The 22,351-nt window shown below is 73.2% G+C and carries 17 protein-coding genes and 1 pseudogene; 6 read left to right on the plus strand and 12 right to left on the minus strand.

All coding sequences use genetic code 11. The annotated features are described in order from the left end of the window. Positions 1-47: 47 nt before the first annotated feature. The 4 genes from AC5WAM_RS02140 to AC5WAM_RS02155 all read right to left on the minus strand — a co-directional run bounded on the left by AC5WAM_RS02140 (position 48) and on the right by AC5WAM_RS02155 (position 4,235). Positions 48-176: a hypothetical protein gene (locus tag AC5WAM_RS02140; RefSeq protein WP_264081221.1), complete on the minus strand. Its 129-nt coding sequence runs from the start codon at positions 174-176 to the stop codon at positions 48-50. A gap of 12 nt (positions 177-188) precedes the next feature. Beyond that, positions 189-1,982, minus strand: coding sequence for an alpha/beta hydrolase family protein (locus tag AC5WAM_RS02145; RefSeq protein WP_495521325.1), 1,794 nt, complete (start codon positions 1,980-1,982; stop codon positions 189-191). Further along, entirely contained in the window at positions 1,979-3,256 is a 1,278-nt protein-coding gene (locus AC5WAM_RS02150; RefSeq protein WP_495521326.1) for an MFS transporter, read from the minus strand. Before AC5WAM_RS02150 ends, AC5WAM_RS02145 begins: the two co-directional genes overlap by 4 nt. Before the next feature lie 484 nt (positions 3,257-3,740). Next, the gene (locus AC5WAM_RS02155) at positions 3,741-4,235 is read right to left on the minus strand and encodes a hypothetical protein (RefSeq protein WP_495521327.1); all 495 of its coding nucleotides are present in this window, start codon (positions 4,233-4,235) and stop codon (positions 3,741-3,743) included. Between the two features lie 131 nt (positions 4,236-4,366). Here AC5WAM_RS02155 and AC5WAM_RS02160 point away from each other — a divergent pair. Then, positions 4,367-4,744 (plus strand): annotated as a pseudogene (locus tag AC5WAM_RS02160) (transposase); the annotation flags it as partial. Positions 4,745-4,790: 46 nt separating this feature from the next. Here the strand turns inward: AC5WAM_RS02160 and AC5WAM_RS02165 are convergent. From AC5WAM_RS02165 to AC5WAM_RS02175, 3 genes are all read right to left on the minus strand, one after another. After that, complete coding sequence (locus tag AC5WAM_RS02165; RefSeq protein WP_495521328.1) at positions 4,791-6,035, minus strand: cytochrome P450 family protein; 1,245 nt, start codon at positions 6,033-6,035, stop codon at positions 4,791-4,793. A gap of 367 nt (positions 6,036-6,402) precedes the next feature. Continuing rightward, positions 6,403-7,911 (minus strand): aspartate ammonia-lyase, encoded by a 1,509-nt coding sequence (aspA, locus tag AC5WAM_RS02170; RefSeq protein WP_366794589.1) that lies wholly within the window; start codon positions 7,909-7,911, stop codon positions 6,403-6,405. 187 nt (positions 7,912-8,098) lie between these two features. Continuing rightward, complete coding sequence (locus AC5WAM_RS02175) at positions 8,099-9,148, minus strand: asparaginase (protein ID WP_495521329.1); 1,050 nt, start codon at positions 9,146-9,148, stop codon at positions 8,099-8,101. A gap of 180 nt (positions 9,149-9,328) precedes the next feature. Here AC5WAM_RS02175 and AC5WAM_RS02180 point away from each other — a divergent pair, with 180 nt between their 5' ends. After that, a complete protein-coding gene (locus AC5WAM_RS02180) occupies positions 9,329-9,796 on the plus strand; it encodes an Lrp/AsnC family transcriptional regulator (protein ID WP_366794587.1) in 468 nt (155 codons plus the stop codon). A gap of 96 nt (positions 9,797-9,892) precedes the next feature. Here the strand turns inward: AC5WAM_RS02180 and AC5WAM_RS02185 are convergent, their stop codons facing one another. From AC5WAM_RS02185 to AC5WAM_RS02200, 4 genes are all read right to left on the minus strand, one after another. Continuing rightward, positions 9,893-10,693 (minus strand): maleylpyruvate isomerase family mycothiol-dependent enzyme, encoded by an 801-nt coding sequence (locus AC5WAM_RS02185; protein ID WP_366794586.1) that lies wholly within the window; start codon positions 10,691-10,693, stop codon positions 9,893-9,895. 164 nt (positions 10,694-10,857) lie between these two features. Beyond that, complete coding sequence (locus AC5WAM_RS02190; RefSeq protein WP_495523484.1) at positions 10,858-12,597, minus strand: ABC transporter ATP-binding protein; 1,740 nt, start codon at positions 12,595-12,597, stop codon at positions 10,858-10,860. Positions 12,598-12,853: 256 nt separating this feature from the next. Continuing rightward, entirely contained in the window at positions 12,854-14,410 is a 1,557-nt protein-coding gene (murJ, locus tag AC5WAM_RS02195) for a murein biosynthesis integral membrane protein MurJ (protein ID WP_495521330.1), read from the minus strand. 307 nt (positions 14,411-14,717) lie between these two features. Beyond that, on the minus strand, positions 14,718-15,377 hold the full coding sequence (locus tag AC5WAM_RS02200; RefSeq protein WP_366794584.1) for an NADPH-dependent F420 reductase: 660 nt from the start codon (positions 15,375-15,377) through the stop codon (positions 14,718-14,720). A 225-nt stretch (positions 15,378-15,602) separates the two neighbouring features. Here AC5WAM_RS02200 and AC5WAM_RS02205 point away from each other — a divergent pair, with 225 nt between their 5' ends. Both AC5WAM_RS02205 and AC5WAM_RS02210 read left to right on the plus strand, forming a co-directional pair. Next, on the plus strand, positions 15,603-16,301 hold the full coding sequence (locus tag AC5WAM_RS02205) for a type 1 glutamine amidotransferase domain-containing protein (protein WP_495521331.1): 699 nt from the start codon (positions 15,603-15,605) through the stop codon (positions 16,299-16,301). A 237-nt stretch (positions 16,302-16,538) separates the two neighbouring features. After that, positions 16,539-17,411, plus strand: a complete 873-nt coding sequence (locus tag AC5WAM_RS02210; RefSeq protein ID WP_495521332.1) for an aldo/keto reductase — start codon at positions 16,539-16,541, stop codon at positions 17,409-17,411. Between the two features lie 9 nt (positions 17,412-17,420). Here the strand turns inward: AC5WAM_RS02210 and AC5WAM_RS02215 are convergent, their stop codons facing one another. Continuing rightward, entirely contained in the window at positions 17,421-18,668 is a 1,248-nt protein-coding gene (locus tag AC5WAM_RS02215; protein WP_495521333.1) for an MFS transporter, read from the minus strand. A gap of 468 nt (positions 18,669-19,136) precedes the next feature. On the opposite strand from AC5WAM_RS02215, the gene AC5WAM_RS02220 reads away from it, so the two are divergent. Together AC5WAM_RS02220 and AC5WAM_RS02225 are read left to right on the plus strand one after the other, a co-directional pair. Next, positions 19,137-20,660, plus strand: a complete 1,524-nt coding sequence (locus tag AC5WAM_RS02220; protein ID WP_495521334.1) for a methionine--tRNA ligase — start codon at positions 19,137-19,139, stop codon at positions 20,658-20,660. A 269-nt stretch (positions 20,661-20,929) separates the two neighbouring features. Next, positions 20,930-22,282, plus strand: a complete 1,353-nt coding sequence (locus AC5WAM_RS02225; protein WP_495521335.1) for a phosphatase PAP2 family protein — start codon at positions 20,930-20,932, stop codon at positions 22,280-22,282. Positions 22,283-22,351: the final 69 nt, after the last annotated feature.

Below are 22,351 nucleotides of genomic sequence, written 5' to 3' on the forward strand. Positions count from 1 at the left end.
GCCGACCGGCCCCCGGGGGGTGCTCCCGGGGGCCGGCCGGTTCGGGATCAGTCCTCGACGCTCTCGTCGCCGTCCTCGGCGTTGCGGAACGGAACGGTGACCGTGATGCCGATGCTCGGCTTCCGGTTCGTCTCGTCCTCCGCGAGCGGGTCGTTGTGGATGACGTCCTTCTGCATGGCTCTCTCCTCTCACTGATGGGCGGTGCGGTGCGCTGACCCCCTTCCGGGCGGAGGGGGGCGTCTGGGTGGGGTGGTGCCGCGGAGCTCCCGGTCGAGGAAGAGCACCGCGCGGCGCAGCACGGCCACGTGGTCGCCGCCGTCGTAGCCGTCGTGCCCGGAGTCCAGCCAGAGGGACTCGTGCCGGGCGCCGATGGCGTGGAGGACGCCGAGGTAGGAACGGACCTGTGCGGCGGGGCATTTGGTGTCGTGCGTGGCGGCCACGACCAGCAGCGGATCCTGTACGTGGACGGCGTACCGGATCGGGGAGCTGTGCGCGTAGCGTGCGGGCACCTGCTCGGGGGTGCCGCCGAACAGCCGCTCGTCCAGGGCGCGCAGGGCCGGGGTGGCCGAGGCGTGGGCGGCGGGGTAGTCGGCCACGGGCTTCACGGCGACGCCCGCCCGCCACAGGCCGGGCCGGGTGCCGAGGGCGAGCAGGACGAGGTAGCCGCCCCAGGAGGTGCCCCAGAGGCCGGTCGCGTCGGGGCGGATCAGGCCGCGCGCGACGAGGTCGGCCCGCACGGCGGTGAGGTCCGCGACCTGGGTGTGGCCGACGCCGTCGCCGAAGGCACGCTGCCAGCGGGGGCCGTAGCCGGTGGAGCCGCGGTAGTTGACCCGGGCGACGGCGAAGCCGGAGGCGACCAGGGAGTGCACGGTGCCGTCGTAGGCGTCGCGGTCGTGATCGGCGGGGCCGCCGTGCACCAGGAAGACGGCGGGGTAGGGGCCGGGGCCGTCCTCCGGGAGGCTGAGCAGGGTGTGCACCGGGCCGTCGGGGCCGGGCGTGCGGATGTCGCGCAGGGTGCCGGGGACGCGGCCCTCGACGGTGCCGAGGGGCGGCAGCGGTGTGCCGGCGGTGGAGGCCATCCGCGGCGGGTGCGACGTGTCGGTCCAGAGGGTGTGCAGGTCGCCGCCGGGGTGCGGGGCGGCGTCCAGGAGGGTGCCGGGTGGTGCGGGCACGGCGTCGAGGGTGCGCCGTTCGAGGTGGGCGCGGTGCAGCAGGGAGCGTCCGTGGCGGTCCTGGCGGATGAGGACGGAGCGTCCGTCGGGGTACCAGCGGGCGGTGATCTGGGTGTCGAAGGCGCACCAGTCGTGCGTCTCGGTGCCGGTGGCGGGGGTCCAGGTCTCCAGCAGATAGCGGTCGTCGCGCTCGCGGACGAGGAGCAGGGTGGCGTCCGGTCCCGCCGGTGCGAAGCCGAGGGCCCACAGCCTGCCGTGCGCGCCGTCCCCGGGCAGGACCGCGGCGTCGTCGCCTTCGGGGGTGAGGACCGTGACGGCGCGGGGCGAGTCGGCGCCGCGCGTGAGGACCAGCAGGTCGCCCGCCGGGGTGAGGCCGGCGAGCGCGGCGGGCCCCTCGACGCGCGTCACCTCGCGGCCGGGGCCGCCCCGGGACCCGATGTGGACGGCGGTGCTGTCGTCCAGGCCGACGCCGACGGCGGCGATGGCGCCGCCGGTCACGGCCAGGCCGCGCGCGGTGCCGTCGGGGACGCCGGCGAGTCCGGGCCGGTCGGGGCCGCCGGTGAAGGGCTGGAACCGCCAGTGGCCGACGCCCCGGGCGTCCTCGGCGAACCACCAGACGCGGGCGTCCCGGTCGATCGCGCCGTGCAGGGTGCCGCCCGGCCTGTCGGTGACCTGCCGGGCCCGGCGGGCGGCCGCGTCCCAGGTGAAGACCTCGCAGCGGCCGTCGGCGTCGGCGGTGAACACCATCCGGCGCGGGTCGGCGGCGCACACCTCGGGCAGCGCGGCCCGGTAGACCTGGAAGCGGCTCACGCGGCGGCCTCCGTGAGGGCGGCCCGCCGGGTGGTGTGCACGGCGAGGAGGGTGAGCAGGGCGGCGCAGCCGAGGGCGGGCGCGGCGGTGTCCACCCGGTCGGCGAACAGGCCCGCGAGGACCGGGGCGAGGGCGGCGGCCGCGCCGGACGCGGTGCCGAGGACCGCGCCGACGCGGGCCTGCACGGCGGGCTCGGCGACGAGCAGCACCCGGGCCTGGAGGACCACGGCGGCCAGCGGGATGACCAGGCAGACCGCGCCGAGCAGCGCGCCGTACTCCCACGGCCCTGTGGCGGTGGCAAGCGCCGCGGTCAGCGGGACGAGCAGCCAGGTCACGGCGATGACGAGCCGGGGGGCGCCGACGCGGACCGCGACCTTCGGCGCGGCGAGCGAACCGGCGAGCCCCGCGCCGCCGGAGACCGCGAGCACGACGCCGAGCGGCAGCGCCCCCGTGCCGGAGCGCTCGAGGGCGAAGACGGCGGCGTAGTAGAGCGCGACGGCGACGCCGTTGACGAGGGCGATCCAGATCAGGACCAGGCGCAGCAGCGGCTGTCGCCGCACCAGCCGAAGGCCCGCCGCGGCCTCGCGGAGCAGGCTGTCGCCGGAGGGCTCCGCCGCAGCCTTCAGGTCGGTGCGCATTCCGCGTACGCAGAGGGCGGCGACGGCGTAGGAGACCGCGTCGGCCAGGAAGGGCAGGGCGCGCGAGAGCTGGTAGGCGGCGCCGCCGAGGGCCGGGCCGAGGATCAGCGCGCCCTGGTCGGCGGCGGCGAGCCGGGCGACCGCGCGGGGCTGTTCGTCGGGCGGGCAGACCAGGGCGACGGTGCCGCGCGAGGCCGCCTCGTGGCAGGCGGTGGCGAACCGCTCGACCAGGACGGCGCCGAGGAGGTGGGCGAGCGTGAGGCGCCCGAGCGCGAGCGTCAGGGCGACGGACCCCATGGCGAGCGCGGAGACGGCGGCGGACCAGAACATGATCGTCTTGCGGGCACCCCGGTCGGCGGGGACCGCGGCGAGCGGGCCGAGCAGGATCCCGGCGGCCAGCGACAGCCCGGCCACGAGCCCGGCCGTCTGCGCGGAGTGGCCGAGTGCGAGGAGCAGCAGCGGCAGGACGACGCCGGAGGCCTGCGTGCCGAGTGCGTCGGCGGCGTTGGCCCACCAGAAGAGGCGGAAGTCGCGGGTGGAGAGCGCATCGGCAGCGGCGCGCGGATCCTGGGGCGGCCGGGGCCGCGATACGTCGCCGTGGCGGTCCGGTGTGTCCGCCTCCGTCTGTGGCTCCACGCAACCCCCTCACAACTGTGAACTACCTGTGCAGAGATGTGCAGAAAGTGAAACGAGAGCGGGATCGTAGCCAGCCTCCGGAGCGCGCTACAAGACGCCGGGGTCGCTGACTGAAAAGCACCGTGGAGGGGCTTACCGGGGGCACATCACCTCGTGAACCAAGGGGAGGAACGAGTTCCGTCAGGTTGCGGGGAACTATCGAGGCGCATGTGACACGAGTGACATGAGGGATGCCGCGGGGAACGTCAACGCCTGGGACGAACGGGGGCCGTGGGGTGTTCGCCGAACGCCAACTTTGCTACGCAGAAAGGCCGTTGATGGTTCCACTCGGTCGAGAGGATGGCCGGTTCCCGACGGTCGGGGAGGCTGCGCCGACGACCAGGAGGCACACCGCCCCTGCGCCCGGGAGGTGTGGAGAACTCGCCGGCTCCGCCAGGGATGGGCGTCGACGACGCAGTCGGCGAGGGTCCAGGAGGGCGACGGGTCAGGCGTCGGGCGGCACGGCCAGGGTCCGCGCGACGTCTTCGTAGGCCCGCAACGTGTCCAGGAAGGTCTCGCGGCCCCAGAGCGCGTGCCCGAGGAGCACGACGAGGACGGCGGTGACGTGGAGGTCGCCGAGCGGGTCGTCGGCGTGGGCGCTGCGGAACGCGTCCTGGTCGCCGCGCGCCCAGGCGCGGACGGCCTGCGTCACGGTGAACTCGTAGGCGGTGGGCGCGGCGGCGGCCACCTCGTCGGCGAGCCGCACCACTTCCCCGGTCCGCAGTTCCCGGCCCGTCACCGCGACGAGGGCCAGCGTGGACCGCAGCAGCCCGCCGAGCACCGCGTACGTCTGCTGCCGTTCGGCCTCGCCGAGGCGGGCCAGGGCCCGGGTCACCGCGGCGGCGTCGCGCGCCGCGTAGCCGCGGACCACGCCGAGGGCGCGGTCCGCGGCCGCGGCGGTCACGTCCCGCCCGTCTGCTCCCCGCTGCCCGTCGCTCATGTTCGCCACGCTAGTTCAGCGCGGTCCGAGCGGACTCCGTCCGGGGTCGTGGCCGGGCTCGGCCGAAAGCACTAGGCACTGTCCGATGGGCCGGGTGACCGGCTGGCGTTCGCGTCGTTCCGCCCGGTGTGGGGCGGGGCGGCAGGCGTCCGCTCGCGTTCGTCATCACGCCAGGCCGTGGGGGCGCTGCCCCACAGCTGATCCCCGTCCTCGAACGTATCCACGTCCCACGGCCCGGCGGCGGTCATCCGCGCCCACGTCCCGATCGCCTGGGCGGCGACAAAGCGTACTCGTCCCGCCGCGATTGCCGATAGCTGCGGCGCCGGCAGATCAAGCACACCGTCCCCGAACGCAAGGACGACCGGGCCAACCGCCGGTGCCGCGGCACAGCGGACGGCAGGCCCGCCGGTTTCGACAAAACGATCCATAAGCGTCACAACGAAGTCGAGCCAACGGTCAATGCCCTCAAGGGCTTCCGCGCCGCAGCCACCCGATTCGCCAAAAGGGCGGGCGCTTCAGTGGGCGGGCGGGGGCGGCCGGGTGCGCGGTCGGCGCTCAGGCCCAGCGGACCGGCAGGCGGCGCGGGCCGCGGAGGAGCATGCCGGTGCGCCACGAGAGCGCCCCGGCATCGGGGTCCAGGGCCAGACCGGGGCAGCGTTCCAGGAGGGCGCGCACGGCGACACGGCCCTCCAGCCGGGCCAGCGGGGCGCCCAGACAGTAGTGGATGCCATGGCCGAAGGCGATATGGCCGCGGCCGTCGCGGGTGATGTCGAAGCGGTTCGGGCCGGGGAAGCGGCCGGGGTCACGGTCCGCGGAGACCACGGAGATCAGCACGAACTGCCGGTCGGGGACGACCGTGCCGGCGATGTCCACAGGACCGTCCGTGAAGCGCCATGTGGCCGACTCGATCGGCCCGTCGTAGCGCAGCATCTCCTCCACGGCCCCCTCCAGAAGGCCGACGTCGGCCCGCAGGGCGGCCAGTTGGTCGGGGTGGTCAAGCAGCGCCCGGACACCGTTGGCGATGAGGCCGACGGTCGCCTCATGGCCGGCGACCAGCAACAGGGAGGCCATGCCGATCAGTTCTTGCCGCGAGAGCCGGTCTGGGGCCGGGCCGCTGCCGTCCCCGTCGCTGCTCCCGTCCCCGCCCCCGTCGCCGCTCCCGTCCGCGGTGTGGACCAGCGCGCTGAGGAGGTCGTCGCCCGGCTCCCGGCGCTTCCGCTCGATCAGGCCGTCGAGGTAGCCGACCATGCCCAGGACGGCGGCCTGGATCGCCTCCTCGCCCGTCGGGGTGACGAGCTCGTTGGACCAGCCGCGGAACTCGGCCCGGTCCATGTCCGGGACGCCCAGCAGCTCGCAGATGACGATGAGCGGGAGCGGGAAGGCGAGCGCCTCGACGAGGTCGGCACGCCCGTCGGGGGCGGCCAGCATCGCGTCCAGCAGCCCGTCGGTGATCTGCTGGACGCGGGGGCGCAGTGCCTCGACCCGGCGGGTGGTGAACTCCCGTGCCACCAGCTTGCGCAGGCGGGTGTGGTGCGGCGGGTCGAGCTCCAGCAGGTTGCTGGACAGCGGGGTCTGCTCCTCGCGCACGTCCCATATGCTGGTGGCACGCCAGTCCTTGGCGAGGCGGGGGTCGGCGAGCGCGGCCCGCGCCGCGTCGTGGCCGACCACCAGCCACACCTCCTTCCCGTCGGGCAGCCGCACTTGGTGCACCGGAGCGCGGTCGCGCAGCTTGGCGTAGTAGGGATACGGATCGGCCGTGAAGTCCTCGCCGTACGCGCCCAGATCAACGATGACGGCCATGCGCTGCCCGCCCTTCCGGCCCGGCCTCCGTCGCGGCGCGGGTCCGCTCTTCCGTCCGACTCGACCGTAACCACCCCGCGCCCGGGCTACATCGGCCGCCAGGAGGAGGCGAACCGCACACAGGACTCATCGCGCCGCCGTCATGATCACGGACGACATGAACACGGGCGACATGCTCACAGATGGCCGATCGGCGGACGGGGCTCAGCATGCGGTGCGCATACGGGACGCCGGGAAGCCGGACCCCGACGCCTCGGTGGAGTTGCGCACTCAGGCCCGGGCCCGGTACTGCGCGGCCGGGGCGTGCCCGCGACCGTGCTCTTCGACCGGTGGAACGTACCGTACTCGTCCGCTGCCGGGACAGCGCCTAGGACCGGCGCGCACGCTGGTCGGCGGCGCCCGCGAGGCGTTCGGGGGTGAGCAGCTCGGCCAGCCGCTCGGCGGGCAGCAGGCCCTTCTCCAAGGTGAGTTCGGCCACGCCCCGGCCCGTCCGCAGGGCCTCCTGGGCGATGGCAGTGGCGGCGGTGTAGCCGATGTGCGGGTTGAGGGCGGTGACCAGGCCGATGGAGTTCTCCACGGAGGCGCGCAGCGCTTCGGTGTTGGCGGTGATGCCGCCGTCAGGGCCCGCGACGCAGCGCTCGGCGAGGGTCAGACAGGCCGCCCGCAGGGACGTGACGCTCTTGGACAGGGCGTGCAGGATGACCGGCTCGAAGGCGTTGAGCTGGAGCTGACCGGCCTCGGCGGCCATCGTGACGGTGAGGTCGTTGCCGATGACCTCGAAGGCGACCTGGTTGACGACCTCGGGGATCACCGGGTTCACCTTGCCCGGCATGATGCTCGAACCGGCCTGGACCGGGGGCAGATTGATCTCGTTGAGCCCCGCGCGCGGCCCCGAGGAGAGCAGCCGCAGGTCGTTGCAGGTCTTGGAGAGCTTCACCGCGATCCGCTTGAGGACGCCGGAGAGCTGCACGAACGCGCCGCAGTCCTGGGTGGCCTCGATGAGGTTCGCGGAGGTCACCAGGGGCAGCCCGGTGATCTCGCACAGATGGCGGCGGGCCGTCTCGGCGTAGCCCGGCGGGGTGTTGAGGCCGGTGCCGATGGCGGTGGCGCCGAGGTTGATCTCGTGCATCAGCTCGACGGCCTCGGACAGGCGGCCCCGGTCCTCCTCCAGCATGACCGCGTACGTGGAGAACTCCTGGCCGAGCGTCATCGGCACGGCGTCCTGGAGCTGGGTGCGCCCCATCTTCAGGACGTCCCTGAACTCCACGGCCTTGGCGGCGAACGCGTCCTGGAGCACGGCCATGGCCTGGAGCAGTCCGTGCACCGCCGTGATCGTCGCGATGCGCAGGGCGGTCGGGTAGGCGTCGTTGGTGGACTGGCTGAGGTTGACGTCCTCGTTGGGGTGCAGGTGCGCGTACTCGCCCTTGGCGTGGCCGAGGAGTTCGAGGCCGCGGTTGGCGACGACCTCGTTGACGTTCATGTTCGTGGAGGTTCCGGCGCCGCCCTGGATGACGTCCACGACGAACTGGTCGTGCAGGTGCCCCGCGCGGATCTCCCGGCAGGCGGCCACGATGGCGCGGGTCTTGTCGGCGGACAGCAGGCCCCGTTCCTCGTTGGCCCGTGCCGCGGCCTCCTTGACGGCGGCGAGCGCGTCGACGAGCTGCGGGTACACGGAGATCGGGACGCCCGTGACGGGGAAGTTCTCCGTGGCGCGCAGCGAGTGGATGCCCCAGTACGCGTCCGCGGGCACCTCGCGCTCACCGAGCAGGTCGTGCTCGCGGCGGGTGCGCGGGGGCCCGGCCGGGGTGTGCGTGGCGACCTCGCCGATCGGACGGTCGGATGCGGCTTCGGCGGCGGGCCGGGCGGGGGCGGTCATGGGGTGGTCCTTTGTGTCCTGTGGTGCGAGGGGGTGGTGCAGGGAGCGTGCGCCAGAACGCGTGCGTGAGCGTGTGCGGGAACGCGTGCGACAACGCGTGCGGGAACGCGGAGGTTGCGAGACGGGAGCGGGGCCGCGTGCGGGGAGCGGGGAGCGCTCGGGGCGAGGGGGCGCGCGGGTTCGCGCGTCAGGCGGCTGAGGCCGACGCCCGGTCCTCGCCCTGGTCCGGGGCGTCCAGGAGCTGTCGCAGCAGCGCGCCCCGCCGCTGGGGTGCGGCGTCCGCGAGCAGCGCGGCGAGGACGGCGATGCGCGCCTGCCCGGCGCGGAGGGTGCCGGTGAGCACGGCGCCCGCGGCGACCAGGTCGACCGCGCCGCCGCCGGTGTAGATCTCGGCGACCGGGCCGGAGTGCACCCGGGTGGTGAGGGCCACCAGGACCCCGCGGTCCACGGCCGCCGCGACGGCATCGGCGAACCTCGGTGTCGCGTTGCCCGCTCCGGTGGCGACGAGCACGATGCCCCGGGCCCCGGCGGCGACCGCGGCGTCCAGGAGCAGCGGGTCGGCGTCGCAGTGGTGCATCACGATGTCGACGCGGGGCAGCGGGTCGGTGCCCACGGGCGCGGGCAGCGGCAGCGGCTCGGGCCGCTCGGGGCGCCGGTCGATGTCCACGCGCCCGAAGCCGAGCCGTCCCACGGGCTGCCCGGACGGGTCGGCGAACGGGTGCGCTGCCAGGGTGCGGGTCTTCACGGTGCCGCGCGCCGCGTGCATCGTGCCGTCGAAGACGACCAGGACCCCCATGTCCCGTACGGTCGCGGCGACTTGCAGGGCGTCGTACACATTGCCCGGGCCGTCGCCGTCGGCGGCGCCCAGCGGACGCTGGGCGCCGGTGAAGACCACCGGGCGCGGGTCGTCGTGGTGCAGGTCGACGAAGAAGGCCGACTCCTCCAGGGTGTCGGTGCCGTGCGTGACGACGACCCCGGCGACGCCGGGGTCACTGAGCGCCTCGTGCACCGCGCGCAGCAGCGTGAGCTGCCGGGCGGAGGTCATGCTGGAGCTGTTCACGTTGAACAGGTCGACGACCTCGACCGTGACGCCGTCCGGCACGGCGGCCTGGGCCAGGACCTCGCCGCCGGAGGCGTCGGCGGCGTACCCGGCGCCCTGCCAGCGGCTGGCGATGGTGCCACCGGTGCTGATGACGACGACCCGCCGCGGGGCCGTCGGGGATGCCAGCTGCGTCATCGGCGCGGGCCTGCCTCTCCATGAGTCCGGAGTACGGCCGGGCGCTGCTCGCCGCGCGGCCGCATCAATCGACGGCCCGAGGTTCACGGACAGTCACACCGCAAGAATAGGCGAGCAGCCGCGCAAGCCGATTGCGACATCAACCCGGAGATGCCGGTTTCAGTAGTGCAGAATTGCGCCATGGACCGAATTGACCTCGATATCTTGCGCGAGCTCCAGAAGGACGGCCGCCTCAGCAACCAGGAGCTGGCCCAGCGCATCGGCCTCAGCGCGTCGCCCTGCCTGCGGCGGGTGCGGCAGCTGGAGCAGGACGGGGTGATCCAGGGCTACCGCGCGGTCGTCGACCCGGAGGCGGTGGGCCGCGGCTTCGAGGTCCTGGTCTCCATCGAGGTCCGCCGGGACCGCGAGACGGTCGAGGCGTTCGAGGCGGCGCTCCAGGACATCCCCGACGTCATCGAGGCGTACCGCCTCTTCGGCAGCCCCGGCTGTCTGCTGCGCATCGCGGTCGCCGACCTGGCCGCCTACGAACGCCTGTGGATCGAGCGGCTCACGACCCTGGACGGGGTCACCGAGGTCAACTCCCAGATCATCATGAAGCGCATCAAGGAACCTCGCGGCCTTCCTGTGGACCGAGTGCCGAAGTCCTGAGCGCTCCCACGCGGAGCGCGAAGCTAAGGGACGCCGAAGGAGAGCGGGCCTCCCGTCGCCCGCCCTCCCCCTCCTGGCCCGTGGACGGGCTCTTCTTCACTTCCGCAGCCAGTGGCTCACCGTCTCGCGCCACTGCTCGAACAAGGCCCGGTCACCGATGACCTCCGGGCCTTCGGTGAGGACCGACTCGCGCTGGTAGAGGGCCAGCAGCAGGGCGGTGGCCGGGCCGCGGACCGCGACCGCGGCCTTCTCGTGCACGGGCCGGGTGGTGATGGCGTCACCGGTGAGGTCGACGAACCACTCCCCCGCGCTCGCGGGCTCGGCGTCGGTGGCGTGGAAGTGGACCGTGCGGCCGGGGCCGAGGAGGGCACGCAGGTGCTCCTCGGACTCGTAGACCTGCGGCAGGACGGTGAACTCCATCCACTCGCCGACGCCGATCAGCGCCACGTCCGGGGCGAGGGTGTACGGGCCGCCGACGGCGACGGCCGCGTCCGCCCGGTGCAGGACCGTCTCGAAGAGCATGCGCCGGGCCCAGAACTCCGGCGTGCCGCCGGGCGCGGGCGTCCACACCGGGGCGTCGGGTCCCGCCTCGCGCAGGGTGTCCGCGAGGCGCGCCGCGCCCTCGACCACCCAGTCCGCGAGCGCGGCGGCGTCGGCGCGGTCGTCCCCGGCGACGTCGTCGACCTGGTCGTGGGGCACCGGCCCGCTCGCCCGGGTGCGCACCACGGCCTCGGCCCAGCGGTGCGCGCCGCCCACGTGCCGCAGGAGGTTGCCGAGGCTCCAGCCGGGGCAGGTCCGCACCGGCACGGCGAGGTCGGCGTCCTTGACCTGGGCTCTCAAGTGCTCGGCCTGCGTGCTGATTTCGGATACGTGACGATCGAAGGTCACCTTGGTCATGGCCTCACGGTAGATCATGCCGTCGGGACGCGGCGCGGGCTTTAATCACGCCACTGGGCGGACCCGTTTCCGCCACCACCCGGGCCCGATCGCGCCATCGCCCCGATCCGGTCCCCGCCCCCGAACGGGCCCGGCCCCGTCGCGGCCCCGTCGCGGCCCGGGCCTCACGAGGCGGTCGCCAGGAACTGCGTGGCCGCGAGCTCGCCGTACAGCGGGTCCGCCGCCACGAGTTCGTCGTGCGTGCCCGTCGCGCGGACCCGGCCCGCGTCCATGACGACGATCTGGTCGGCCAACGTCACCGTCGACAGACGGTGGGCCACGACCAGGACGGTCACCTCGCGGGACACCTCGGCGACGACGTCGCGCAACGCGAGTTCGTTGACCGCGTCGAGCTGCGAGGTGGCCTCGTCCAGGAGCAGCAGCCGGGGCTTGCGCAGCAGGGCGCGGGCGATGGCCACGCGCTGGCGTTCGCCGCCGGAGAGCTTGGAGCCGCGGTGGCCGACCACGGTGTCGAGGCCGTCGGGCAGCCGCTCGACGAGGGCGTCGAGCCGGGCCCGTGCCAGGACGTCGCGCAGGTCGGCCTCAGTGGCGTCCGGGGCGGCGAAGACGAGGTTCTCGCGCAGCGTGCCCGCGAGGACGGGGGCGTCCTGCTCGACGTAGCCGATGGTGGCGCGCAGATCGGCGAGCGGCCAGTCCTGTACGTCTCTGCCGTCGACGAGGACGCGGCCGCCGGTGGCCTCGTAGAACCGCTCGACGAGTCCGAACACGGTGGTCTTGCCCGCGCCGGACGGGCCGACGAACGCGGTCATGCCGGGGCCGGGGACGGTGAAGGTCACACCGTGGTGGACCAGGGGAAGGCCGTCCTGGTAGCGGAAGGTGACGTCGTCGAAGGCCACGGCGGCGGGGGCGCCCCGCGCCCCGGCCAGGCGCGGCGAGGGCGCGGCGAGCTCCTCGGTCTCCATGTGCTCGGCCCGGACGATGCGGGCGACGGCGGCGGAGCCCACCTGGTACTGGGTGACCGCGTCGACGAGCCGGCTCACCGGGTCGATCAGGTAGAAGAGCAGCATCAAGAACGCCACCAGGGTGGCCACGGAGATCGCCTCGGAGGCGACGCGCGCGCCGCCGACGCCGAGCACCGCGAGGAACGACACCTGGATGGCGAAGCCCATGGAGCTCCACGCCACGGCCTGCCACTTGGCGGACTTCACGCCGTACCGCCAGGCCTCGTGGGCGGCCTCCTCCACGGCGGCCGTCTCGCGCCGCTCGGCACCGGAGGCCTTCAGGGTGCGGAAGGCGCCGAACGCGCGCTCCAGCGCGGTCGAGATCATGCCGACGGCTTCCTGGGAGCGCTCGGTCGCCTTGGAGATCTGCGGCATGACGAGGGCGGTGGCACCGCCGATGAGGACGATCACGCCGAGGGTGACGCCGAGGAGCACCGCGTCCATGAAGGCCATCATCACGATGGTCGCGATGACGGTGAGGGCGCCGGAGAACGCCGACACCACCGACTGCGTGGTGACGGCCTGGAGCAGCGTCGTGTCCGAGGTGACGCGGGACATCAGGTCGCCGGGCTGTACGCGCTCGATCTCGCTGACCTTCAGCCGCAGCAGCCGGCGTATCAGGGAGCGCCGGGAGTCCAGGACGACGGACTGGGCGGTGCGTTCCAGGATGTAGCTGCCGACGGACTCGACGGCGGTGCCGATGACGAGGAGCCCGGTCAGCAGGATCAGGATCGAGGAGATCGACTCGTCGTCGGACAGCCGGTTGACGAGTTCCTCGATGGCCACGGGCTGGGCGAGGCCGGTGGCCGCGCCGATGAGGGTGAACAGCGCGCCGAGCGCCACGGCGCCGCGGTGCGGCCGGAAGTGCCGGTAGAGCACGCTCCAGGTCTCCTTGGCGGGCAGCCGCTCGGGTCTGCCCGCCTCGCTCTCGCCCTTCGCCCGCTCCTCACTACTGTGTTCGGTCACGTTTTGCTCAGCCTTGGTCCGCTCGGTCGGGTCTCTCTCGGCAGGGGGCCGCTTGTCGAAGGAGGGGTCTGCACCAGTCACACCTGGCAGGACGCAGCACGGGGGCTCGTTGCCTGACACGCCGCGCCCCCCACCCGACCACCGCTTTCAAGCCACCAGAAGCGCCCCGAGCCACGGCCCGCCCGCACGCCCCTCAGCGCAGCCCCAGGCGCAGCTCACCGACCCGCAGCAGCCGGGCGAGCAGCAGATAGCCGAGGACCATCGCGGCGGCACCGGTGGCGAGCGCGAGCCCGGTCCGCAGCGTGCCCGCGGCCCCTCCGGACCCGAGGCCGTGCGCGACGGCCCAGGCCAGCGCGCCCGCCGGGGCGGCGGCGAGGCCGAGCTTGCCGTAGGTGCGCAGCAGGCGCCTGCCGTCCATGCGACCGCCGAGGCGCCTGCGCAACAGACGTGCGGTGAGCAGCAGTCCCACGGCGTACGACAGCGTGTACGCGCTGGCCATGCCGACGACGGCCCAGCGCGCCGGGAGGAGGAGGTGGCAGGCGGTGGCCAGGGCGATGTTCACGACGGCGATCCACGCGGCCATCCAGAACGGCGTGCGCGTGTCCTCGAAGGCGTAGAAGCCGCGCAGCAGCAGGTACTGGGCGGAGAAGGGGATGAGCCCGAGGCCGAAGGCCTGGAGCATCTGCCCGAGTGGCTGCGTGGCGGCGGCGGTGCCGTGCCCGAACAGCAGGGCCGCCGTCTGCGGGCCGAGCGCGAGGAAGAAGAACCCGGCGGGCACGATGACGACCCCGGTCAGCCGCAGCGCGCGCGACAGCTCACCGCGCAGGTCGTCGGTGCGGCCCTGCGCCGCCGCCGTGCTCAGCCGCGGAAGCAGCGCCGTGACCAGCGAGACCGTGACGATGGACTGCGGCAGCAGCCAGATGGTCTGCGCGTACGAGTACGCCGTGTACCCGGCGCCCGCGGTGGGCAGTCGCTGGTCGGCCGCGTTGGCGTAGTTCGTGACGACGGTGAGCGCGATCTGGTTGACCAGGACGAACAGCAGGGTCCAGCGGGCCGCCCGGGCGCTCTGGCGCAGGCCCGCCCCGCGCCAGTCGAACCGGGGCCGGAAGCGGAAGCCCGCCGCGCGGACGTACGGGACCAGGGCGAGGGCCTGGAGGGCGATGCCGCAGGTGGTGCCCGTACCGAGGAGCCGGACCTGGCTCGCGGTGATGTCCCCGACGCGGTCCGGCGCCGCCATGAGGCTCACATAGGCGCCGAACATGCCGATCAGGACGACGTTGTTGAGGACGGGCGTCCACATCATCGCGCCGAACTTCTCCCGGGCGTTGAGGACCTGCCCCAACATGCCGAACATCCCGTAGAAGAAGATCTGGGGCAGCAGGAACCGCGCGAAGACGACGGTGAGCTCGAACGCCTCGTGGGTGTCCGGGGTGTCCCGCATGTACAGGCCGACGATCTCGGGAGCCGCCCAGACCGCCAGGCCCGTGCCCGCGGCGAGCACGCACAGCACGAGGGTGACCAGGCGCTGCTCGTAGGCCCGGCCGCCGTCGGGGTGCGTCGTCCGGGCCCGGACGAGCTGCGGCACGAGCACGGCGTTGAGCGCGCCGCCGATCAGCAGGGTGTACAGGCCCGTCGGCACGGTGTTCGCCGTGTTGTACGTGCTGGCCAGCAGGCCGGTGCCGAGCGCGGCCGCCTGGAGGACCTGCCGGATGAGGCCCGTGGCGCGGGACACGACAGTGCCCAGCGCCATCAGGAGCGAGGACCGGGCGAGGCCCCCGCTCCTGTCCGGCCGGGCAGCATCCTTCCTCGCCTCGGCTGTGCCTCTCCCCGCCCTGGCTCCGCGCTTCGGCGCGGCGTGCCGTCCCCGTCCGCTGCCCCGTGCCCTTCGCCCGTCCCGCTGCTCGCCGGGCGATAAGTCCGCCGGGATGTTCGTCCTCTCCGTCATCGCGCCAATCTACCCATGGGTGATCATGCGGTGGAGAGCGGAAAGGGGACGCCGGACCGGACCGCCGCGCCTACGCGCGCGCGTACGTCCACGCCTGCCCCTGCACGTACGCCTACGCCCGGAAGTTCTCGGGCCGTTCCGGGCTCGCCGTCGCCAGGGCCTTGGTGACCTCCGCCGTGCCCGCTCGCAGGCCGTAGACGGGGGTGTCGGGCTGCTGGCGCCAGGAGTCGTCGATGCCGCCCGCGTCGACGGTGTCGAAGCCGAGGGCGTCGATGAGATCGCGAACGGTGCGCTTCGCCGTCTGGTCGTCGCCGGCCACGGGCAGGGCCAGGCGGTCGGGGTCGCCGGCGGGCCGGGGCCTGTCGAGGATGTCCTGGGCGTACGTGCCGTTGAACGCCTTGATGACCGGGTGGCCGATGTGCTGCTCGGTCCAGCGGCTCTCGGGCAGGCCGTTCTCGATGGCGTCGATCCTGCCGTCGCGCTCCTTCGGGTAGTAGTTGCCGGTGTCGATCACGGCGAAGCCGTCGGCGGCGCCGTCGAACAGGCCGGACGGCAGGTCGGGGATGTTCTTGAGCGGGATCGTCACGACGACGACCTCGGCGCCGCGCGCCGCCTCGGCCACCGTCACGGGCGTGGCCCCGGTCTCCTTCGCGAGGGCGGTGAGCGTGTGCGGGCCGCGGGAGTTCGCCACGGACACGTCGTGGCCGAGTGCGGTCAGACGGCGGGTGAGGTTCCCGCCGATGTTGCCCGCGCCGATGATGCCGATCCTCATGAGGTCCTCCAGGCCAGGACGCGTCACGGCCCGTTGCCGTCGACGCATGTGTGCCTCCAACCCCCAGGCCGGTCGGTCTATTTCCCTTGTGAACGGAGGATGAACCAGGGCTCGGGCCTACCGTCGCCCGGCGCCGGATATTCCCTTCCCACCCATTGAATGTCCTATGGCAGCGACTTGCTTCCCTATTGGTTTCCTATGGCCGGAGCGGCCTACCTTCGGGGCATGTCGAAGATTCTTTTCGTGATGACCGGCGCCGCCCACTGGACCCTCGCCGACGGCACCCCGCACCCGACGGGCTTCTGGGCCGAGGAGGCAGTGACGCCCTACGCGGCCCTCAAGGCCGCGGGCCACGAGATCGTGGTGGCCACGCCGGGCGGTGTCGTACCGCCCGTGGACCGGGCGAGCCTGGCGCCGGAGGCGAACGGCGGCGAGCAGGGCGCCGCTGACACCGCAGCCGCGCTCGCCGCGTTCACCGAACTCCGCTCCCCCGTCCCGCTGGAGGGCGTGGACCTGGACGCCTACGCCGCCGTCTTCTACCCGGGCGGCCACGGCCCCATGGAGGACCTGGCGGTCCACGCCGCCTCCGGCAGGCTGCTCGCCCGCGCGCTGGAGTCGGGCACCCCGCTCGCCACCGTGTGCCACGCCACGGCGGCGCTGCTCGCCGCCACCACGACCGACGGCGGCAACGCCTTCGCGGGCTACCGCCTCACCGGCTTCACCAACGCCGAGGAGACCCAGGCGGGTCTGGCGGACAAGGCGGCGTGGCTGCTCCAGGACCGCCTCGTCGAGGCGGGCGCCGCCTTCGAGGAGGGCGAACCGTGGGCCCCGTACGTGGTCGTCGACCGCAACCTGATCACCGGTCAGAACCCGGCGTCCTCCGGCGCGGTGGCCGCCGAGCTCCTGAAGCGCCTGGACGGCTGAGGGCCCCTGGCCCGCGGGCCCCGGACCAGGGGTGTCCTGTCCGACGTGACGCCCCACCAGCGCGTGAGGAGCGGTGGCCGGGCTCCGGCCGACGGGCTGCCGGTGCCCGGCCGAAGCCGCTCTTCACGCCTTCTTGCGCATAGGTTCGGTGATGCACACCTTGTGTCACCCATGCCGTGTCGTTCGTACGTTGTGATCCCCATGTCGCGATCCGTACGCCGTGAAAGGACCGCCCCCATGAGCACCCCGAACACCCCACGCCCCGCCGCCGCCTCGGGCACGTTCGCCCTCGGCGGCGACCTGCCCGTCCACCGCCTCGGCTACGGCGCCATGCAGCTGACCGGGCCCGGCGTCTGGGGCGAGCCCGAGGACCGCGACGAAGCCGTACGCGTGCTGCGCCGCGCCGTCGAGCTCGGTGTGACCTTCATCGACACCGCCGACTCCTACGGCCCCTTCGTCAACGAGGTCCTCATCAAGGAGGCGCTGCACCCCTACGCCGACGACCTGGTCATCGCGACCAAGGCCGGTTTCACCCGCTCGGGCCCGGGCGCCTGGCACGCGGTGGGGCGCCCCGAGTACCTGCGCCAGCAGGCCGAGCTGAGCCTGCGCCACCTCGGTCTGGAGCGCATCGACCTGTTCCAGCTGCACCGCATCGACCCGCAGGTGCCGCTCGCCGACCAGCTCGGCGAGCTCGTCCTGCTCCAGCAGGAAGGCAAGATCCGTCACATCGGCCTGTCCGAGGTCACCGTCGAGCAGCTCGTGGCGGCCCGTGAGATCGCGGAGATCGCCTCCGTGCAGAACAAGTACAACCTGGCCGACCGCGCCTCCGAGGACGTCCTGGAGTACGCCGAGCGCGAGAACATCGCGTTCATCCCCTGGTACCCGATGGCCACCGGCGAGCTCGCCCGCCCGGGCGGCCCGCTCGACGCCGCCGCGAAGGAACAGGGCGCGGCCCCCTCGCAGCTCGCCCTCGCCTGGCTGCTGCGCCGCTCCCCCGTGATGCTCCCCATCCCGGGTACGTCCCGGGTGGCGCACCTGGAGCAGAACACGGCGGCCGCCGAGATCACGCTGACCGACGCCCAGTTCGAGGCGCTCGCGGCCGCGGTCTGACCCCTGCCGTCACCGGTTCCGGCGCTCACCGGCCGCGGTGGGCGCCGGGCCGCCCGCCCGGCCCGCGCCCCACGCGAGCAGCACCGCCGCAGCGGCGACCAGACCGCCGCAGACCATCACCGCGGCCGCCGACGCCCGGTCCACCACGGCGCCGCCCGCCAGCGCGCCCAGCGAGAAGGTCGCCTGGAAGGAGGCCGTGAACAGGACCGAGGCCGCCTCCGGCGCGCCGGGCGCCGCGACAGCGAACCAGGTCTGCGAGCACACCGGCACGGCGCCGTACGCGACGCCCCACACGACGAGCAGCGCGACCGCACCGCCCGCCCACCGCCCGGCGACCGGAAGCGCCAGCGTGGCCAGGGCGATCAGCCCCGCAGCGACGGCGAACGCGGTACGCGGCCGACGGGCCGCCACCGCCCCGCCCACGAAGTTCCCGACGACCCCGGCCGCGCCGTACGCCAGCAGGAACAGGGTGACCAGGCCCGGGCTCACCCGCGTCACCTCGGCCAGGAAGGGCGCTACGTACGTATAGGCACCGAAATGCGCGAGCACGACGAGGAACGTCATGAGCAGCGCGAGCCGGGTGCCGGAGCGCCGCAGCAGCCCGCGCAGGACCCTCGGGTGGACGGCTTCGGCGGGCGGCAGCGGAGGCAGCAGCACCAGCATCGCCCCCCACACCGCCACGGTCAGGACCGCCATGGCGGCGAAGGCGGTCCGCCATCCGGCCACGTCCCCGACGAAGGTGGCGAGGGGCACGCCGAGGACCGAACCCAGGGGGACGGCCGAGAAGATGACCGCCTTGGCCCGCCCCACCGACTCCCGGGGCACGAGGCGTTCGGCCAGACCGGCCGCGATCGACCAGAAACCGCCGATGGTGACGCCCACGGCGACGCGGGAGACCAGCACGAGCCAGTAGCCGGGCGCGGCCGCAGCGAGGGCGCTCGCCGCGGCGAGCAGCAGCATGAAGGCGCCGAGCAGCGCGCGCCGGTCCACGCGCGCGGTCGCCACGGTCACGACGGGCGCGGACAGCGCCGCCAGCAGGCCGGGCACGGTCATCATCAGCCCGGCGGTGCCGTCCGTGACCCGGAAGTCACGGCCGATGGCGGGGAGCAGGCCGATGGGCAGGATCTCCACCGTCACGATGGCGAAGATCCCCATCGTGACGGTGACGACGGCGAGCCAGCGAACGAGCGGGGGCCGAGGGGCCGTGGTGGGTCCGTCAGGGGCGGGCAGGGCTGCTGCGGCGGTGGCGGAAGGCATGGGTCCGTCCTGGTGAGGGGCTGATCGCGAGCCTCAGTCCAGCAGGGGTGCGACCTGCGGTCTGGCAGGTACGCGACGCCATGGTCCACGGTCGGCGTCCGGCTGGTCCCGGCCGCACGCCGGGCACGCTGCGTTTCGCGCCCGGGAGTTCGCCGCGCGCCCCGCGCCCCCGCGCCCCGGGAGATCGCCGCGCGCCGCTCAGCCTGCGCGCCGCGTCCGCCCCCGCTCCCCGGGAAGCCGCCGCGCGCCCACCTGCCTGCCGCTCCCCCGCCCCGCCGGATATTCCCCGCCCCCGCCCCACGGCGGCTGCTACCATCCCCACCATGATCACGTCCGAGTATCTCTTCGCCATGATGCCCCCGCAACGGGGCTGCTGATACCGGACGTTCGCGTTTCCGAGGCCCCGAGTCGGGGCCTCGTTCCGTTTCCGAGCGGCTTCGGAGCCCCGCCTCTCCACCGGAGGTTCCGATGACCACACCCCGTACGTACGTCACGACGACGATCCCCTACGTCAACGCCCGCCCGCACCTGGGCTTCGCCCTCGAACTGGTCCAGGCGGACGTCCTCGCCCGCCACCGGCGCCATCGGGGCGACGAGGTCCGGCTCCTGACCGGGACGGACGACAACTCCCTGAAGAACGTCCTGGCCGCCGAGGCCGAGGGCGTGCCCGTGCAGGACTTCGTCGACGCCAACGCGGAGGCCTTCGAGGGGCTGCGCGAACCGCTCGCCCTGTCCTTCGACGACTTCATCCGCACCAGCCGCGACCCGCGCCACCGCGTGGGCGTGGAGCACCTGTGGCGCCAGTGCGCGGCCTCCGGGGATCTGTACCGCAAGCACTACGAGGGCCTGTACTGCGTCGGCTGCGAGCAGTTCTACACCCCGGCCGAACTCGTCGAGGGGCGCTGCGCCGAGCACGGCACCGAGCCGCAGCTCGTCGCGGAGGAGAACTGGTTCTTCCGTCTTTCCCGGTACGCGGACCGGCTGCGCGCGCTGATCTCCTCGGGCGAGCTGCGCGTCGAACCCGCGGCGCGCCGCAACGAGGTGCTCGCCCTCATCGACGGCGGCCTGCACGACTTCTCGGTCTCCCGCTCGCACACGCGCGCCCGAGGCTGGGGCATCCCCGTCCCGGACGACCCGAGCCAGGTCGTGTACGTCTGGTGGGACGCCCTCGGCAACTACGTCACCAGCCTCGGCCACGGCACCGACGATCCCGCGTACACCCGCTGGTGGGAGCGGAGCACCCGCCGCGTGCACCTCGTGGGCAAGGGCGTCGTGCGCTTCCACGCCGTCTACTGGCCGGCCATGCTCCTGTCGGCGGGGCTTCCGCTGCCCACGGACGTCCTCGTCCACGACTACCTCACCGTCGACGGCCGCAAGATCAGCAAGTCCAGCGGCACGACCGTCGACCCGGCGGAGCTGGCCGCGGCCTATGGCACGGACGCGGTGCGCTGGTGGCTGCTGCGGGACGTGCCCCGGGTCGGGGACGCGGACTTCACCCGGGAGCGGCTCGTCGCGCGGGCCGACGCCGACTTCGCCGGGGGCCTCGGGAACCTCGTCAACCGGGTCGTGACGATGGCCCACCGCTTCCGCGACGGCCGCGTCGCCCCCGCGCGGGCCGCCGTCGCGGGCACCGAACGGCTCGACGCGGCCTGTCGCCGCGTCCAGGACGAGGTCGACGCGGCCCTGGCGGACTTCGACTTCCGGCGGGCGACGGGGGCGGTGTGGCGGATCGTGGAGGAGGCCAACCGCTGCGTCGACGCGACGCGCCCCTGGGAGCTGGCCAAGGCCGAGCGCGCCGGGGACCGCCTTGCGGGCGACCGTCTCGATGCGGTGCTCGCCGCCCTGCTGCACGCCTGTCGCACGCTGTCCGACCAGCTCGCCCCCTTCGTCCCGGAGTCGGCGGCCCGCGTCGCGGCGCAGCTGGCCGAAACCGACGGCCGCGTCCCGAAGGCACGCCCCTTGTTCGCCCGGCTCGACGGGCCCGGGGACTGAGATCCGGGCGGACCCGGCTGACGCGTGGTGCTCTCGATGCCCGGGGGTGTCGAGAGTTTCACGATCACCGTTAGGCACTGGACTTTCGAGCACAGGATCGACTTACCTTCTTACAGCCCGTGACCAGGGAAACCCACCCGCGTCACTCCGATAGCATGATCGGACTCACGACCACCCGCTGCCCGCCCCGACCGGAAACCCGTGCCACGCGGCACAAAGAGCGAACCGTTTAGTCAACGTCTATCAAATCGGCCAAACAATTGATATCCATGGTATCGCGGTTGATCTCGCGAATTAACTGCAGAATTTCTTTCGCCGCGTGGCGTCAACCCCGGGTGATCCTGTGGGCCGCCGCGGGTGTGGTGACCCTCGGCTTCCTCATCGCCCTTGAAATCACCGCGCGCCGCTACGGCCTTCCGGGGCCGCTCACCAATCAGGTGCAAGAGGTGATATATCCGCCCGCGTCGGGGCCCCTGCTGTATGCCGGGATGGCTTTGATGATGGTGGTGCTCACCTGGCGGGAAAGGTTTGTCGCGCTCGGCATCGCTGTCGCGATCGATATTCCCTTCTTTCTGGTGCGATGGGCACTCGGCGAGAAGCTGACTTTCGGCAACGGCGCGCTGTGGGTCGTTCTCGGATATGCGGTCTTCGCGGTCACGCGCCGCACCGGCAAGGAGCGCATGCTGCTGCTGAAGGGCGTCGGCCTCGGCCTGCTCCTCGTGGCGGGCCGCAAGACCGGTGACGCCTGGCTGCTCATCACCTCGAAGACCCGGCCGACGGTCCTCGACCAGTACCTGGCGACCGCCGACCACGCGCTGGGCAACCCGTCGTGGCTGGTGGGCCGCGTCGTCAGGGCCACAGGGCCGTTCGGCGAGCACTTCCTGGACTTCGTGTACGTGCAGCTGGCGGTGGCCGCGGTGGTCGTCGCGGCGTACCAGCTGCGGAACGTGGCGGCCGAGCGCCGCTTCCCGCGCCACCACCTGGTGCGCACGTTCCTGGTGATCGGCCTCCTCGGGCCGAGCATCTACATGATCTTCCCGGTGGTCGGGCCGATCTTCGCCTACGGCACGGGCGCCTTCGGCACCGGCGGCGAGCACTGGGCGGTGGCCAACATCTGGCCGGACACGCTGCCGGGCACCACGCCGGGCCCCATGACGTACGACGAGATCACCCCGCGCAACTGCATGCCGAGCCTGCACACCGCGTGGGCCACGATCATCTTCATCCATTCCCGCAAGGCTCCGCGGGCGCTGCGCTACGCGGGCACGTTCTGGCTCGTCGCCACCCTCACGGCGACGCTGGGCTTCGGGTACCACTACGGCGTGGACCTCATTGCCGGTGTGGTGTTCGCCCTCACGGTCGAGGTGGCTGTGCGCTCCTTCGCACTCGGCTGGGACCGGTCCGCGATCCAGCTCGTCGCCCACGGCGCCGCGGTCTTCGCCGCGCTCTTGGTGTCCTATCGGTACGTGGCCGTGGAAATGGCCACATACCCGTGGCTGTTCGGACCGCTCCTCATTCTCGCGATGTCGTCCGTGATCTACGGTTACATACGGACCACCAAACGCTCGGATCCCAAGCCCGCGCGCTCCCTCCAGGCGAAGCCGCAGCCCGAATTGGTGTAATTCATCGGCAGTGGACCGTGAACCACCCCAGAGCCCACCCGCGCCCGGCCGTGCGCGGGTGGGCTCTGT

This window comes from Streptomyces sp. JLYT201, from assembly GCF_059448825.1.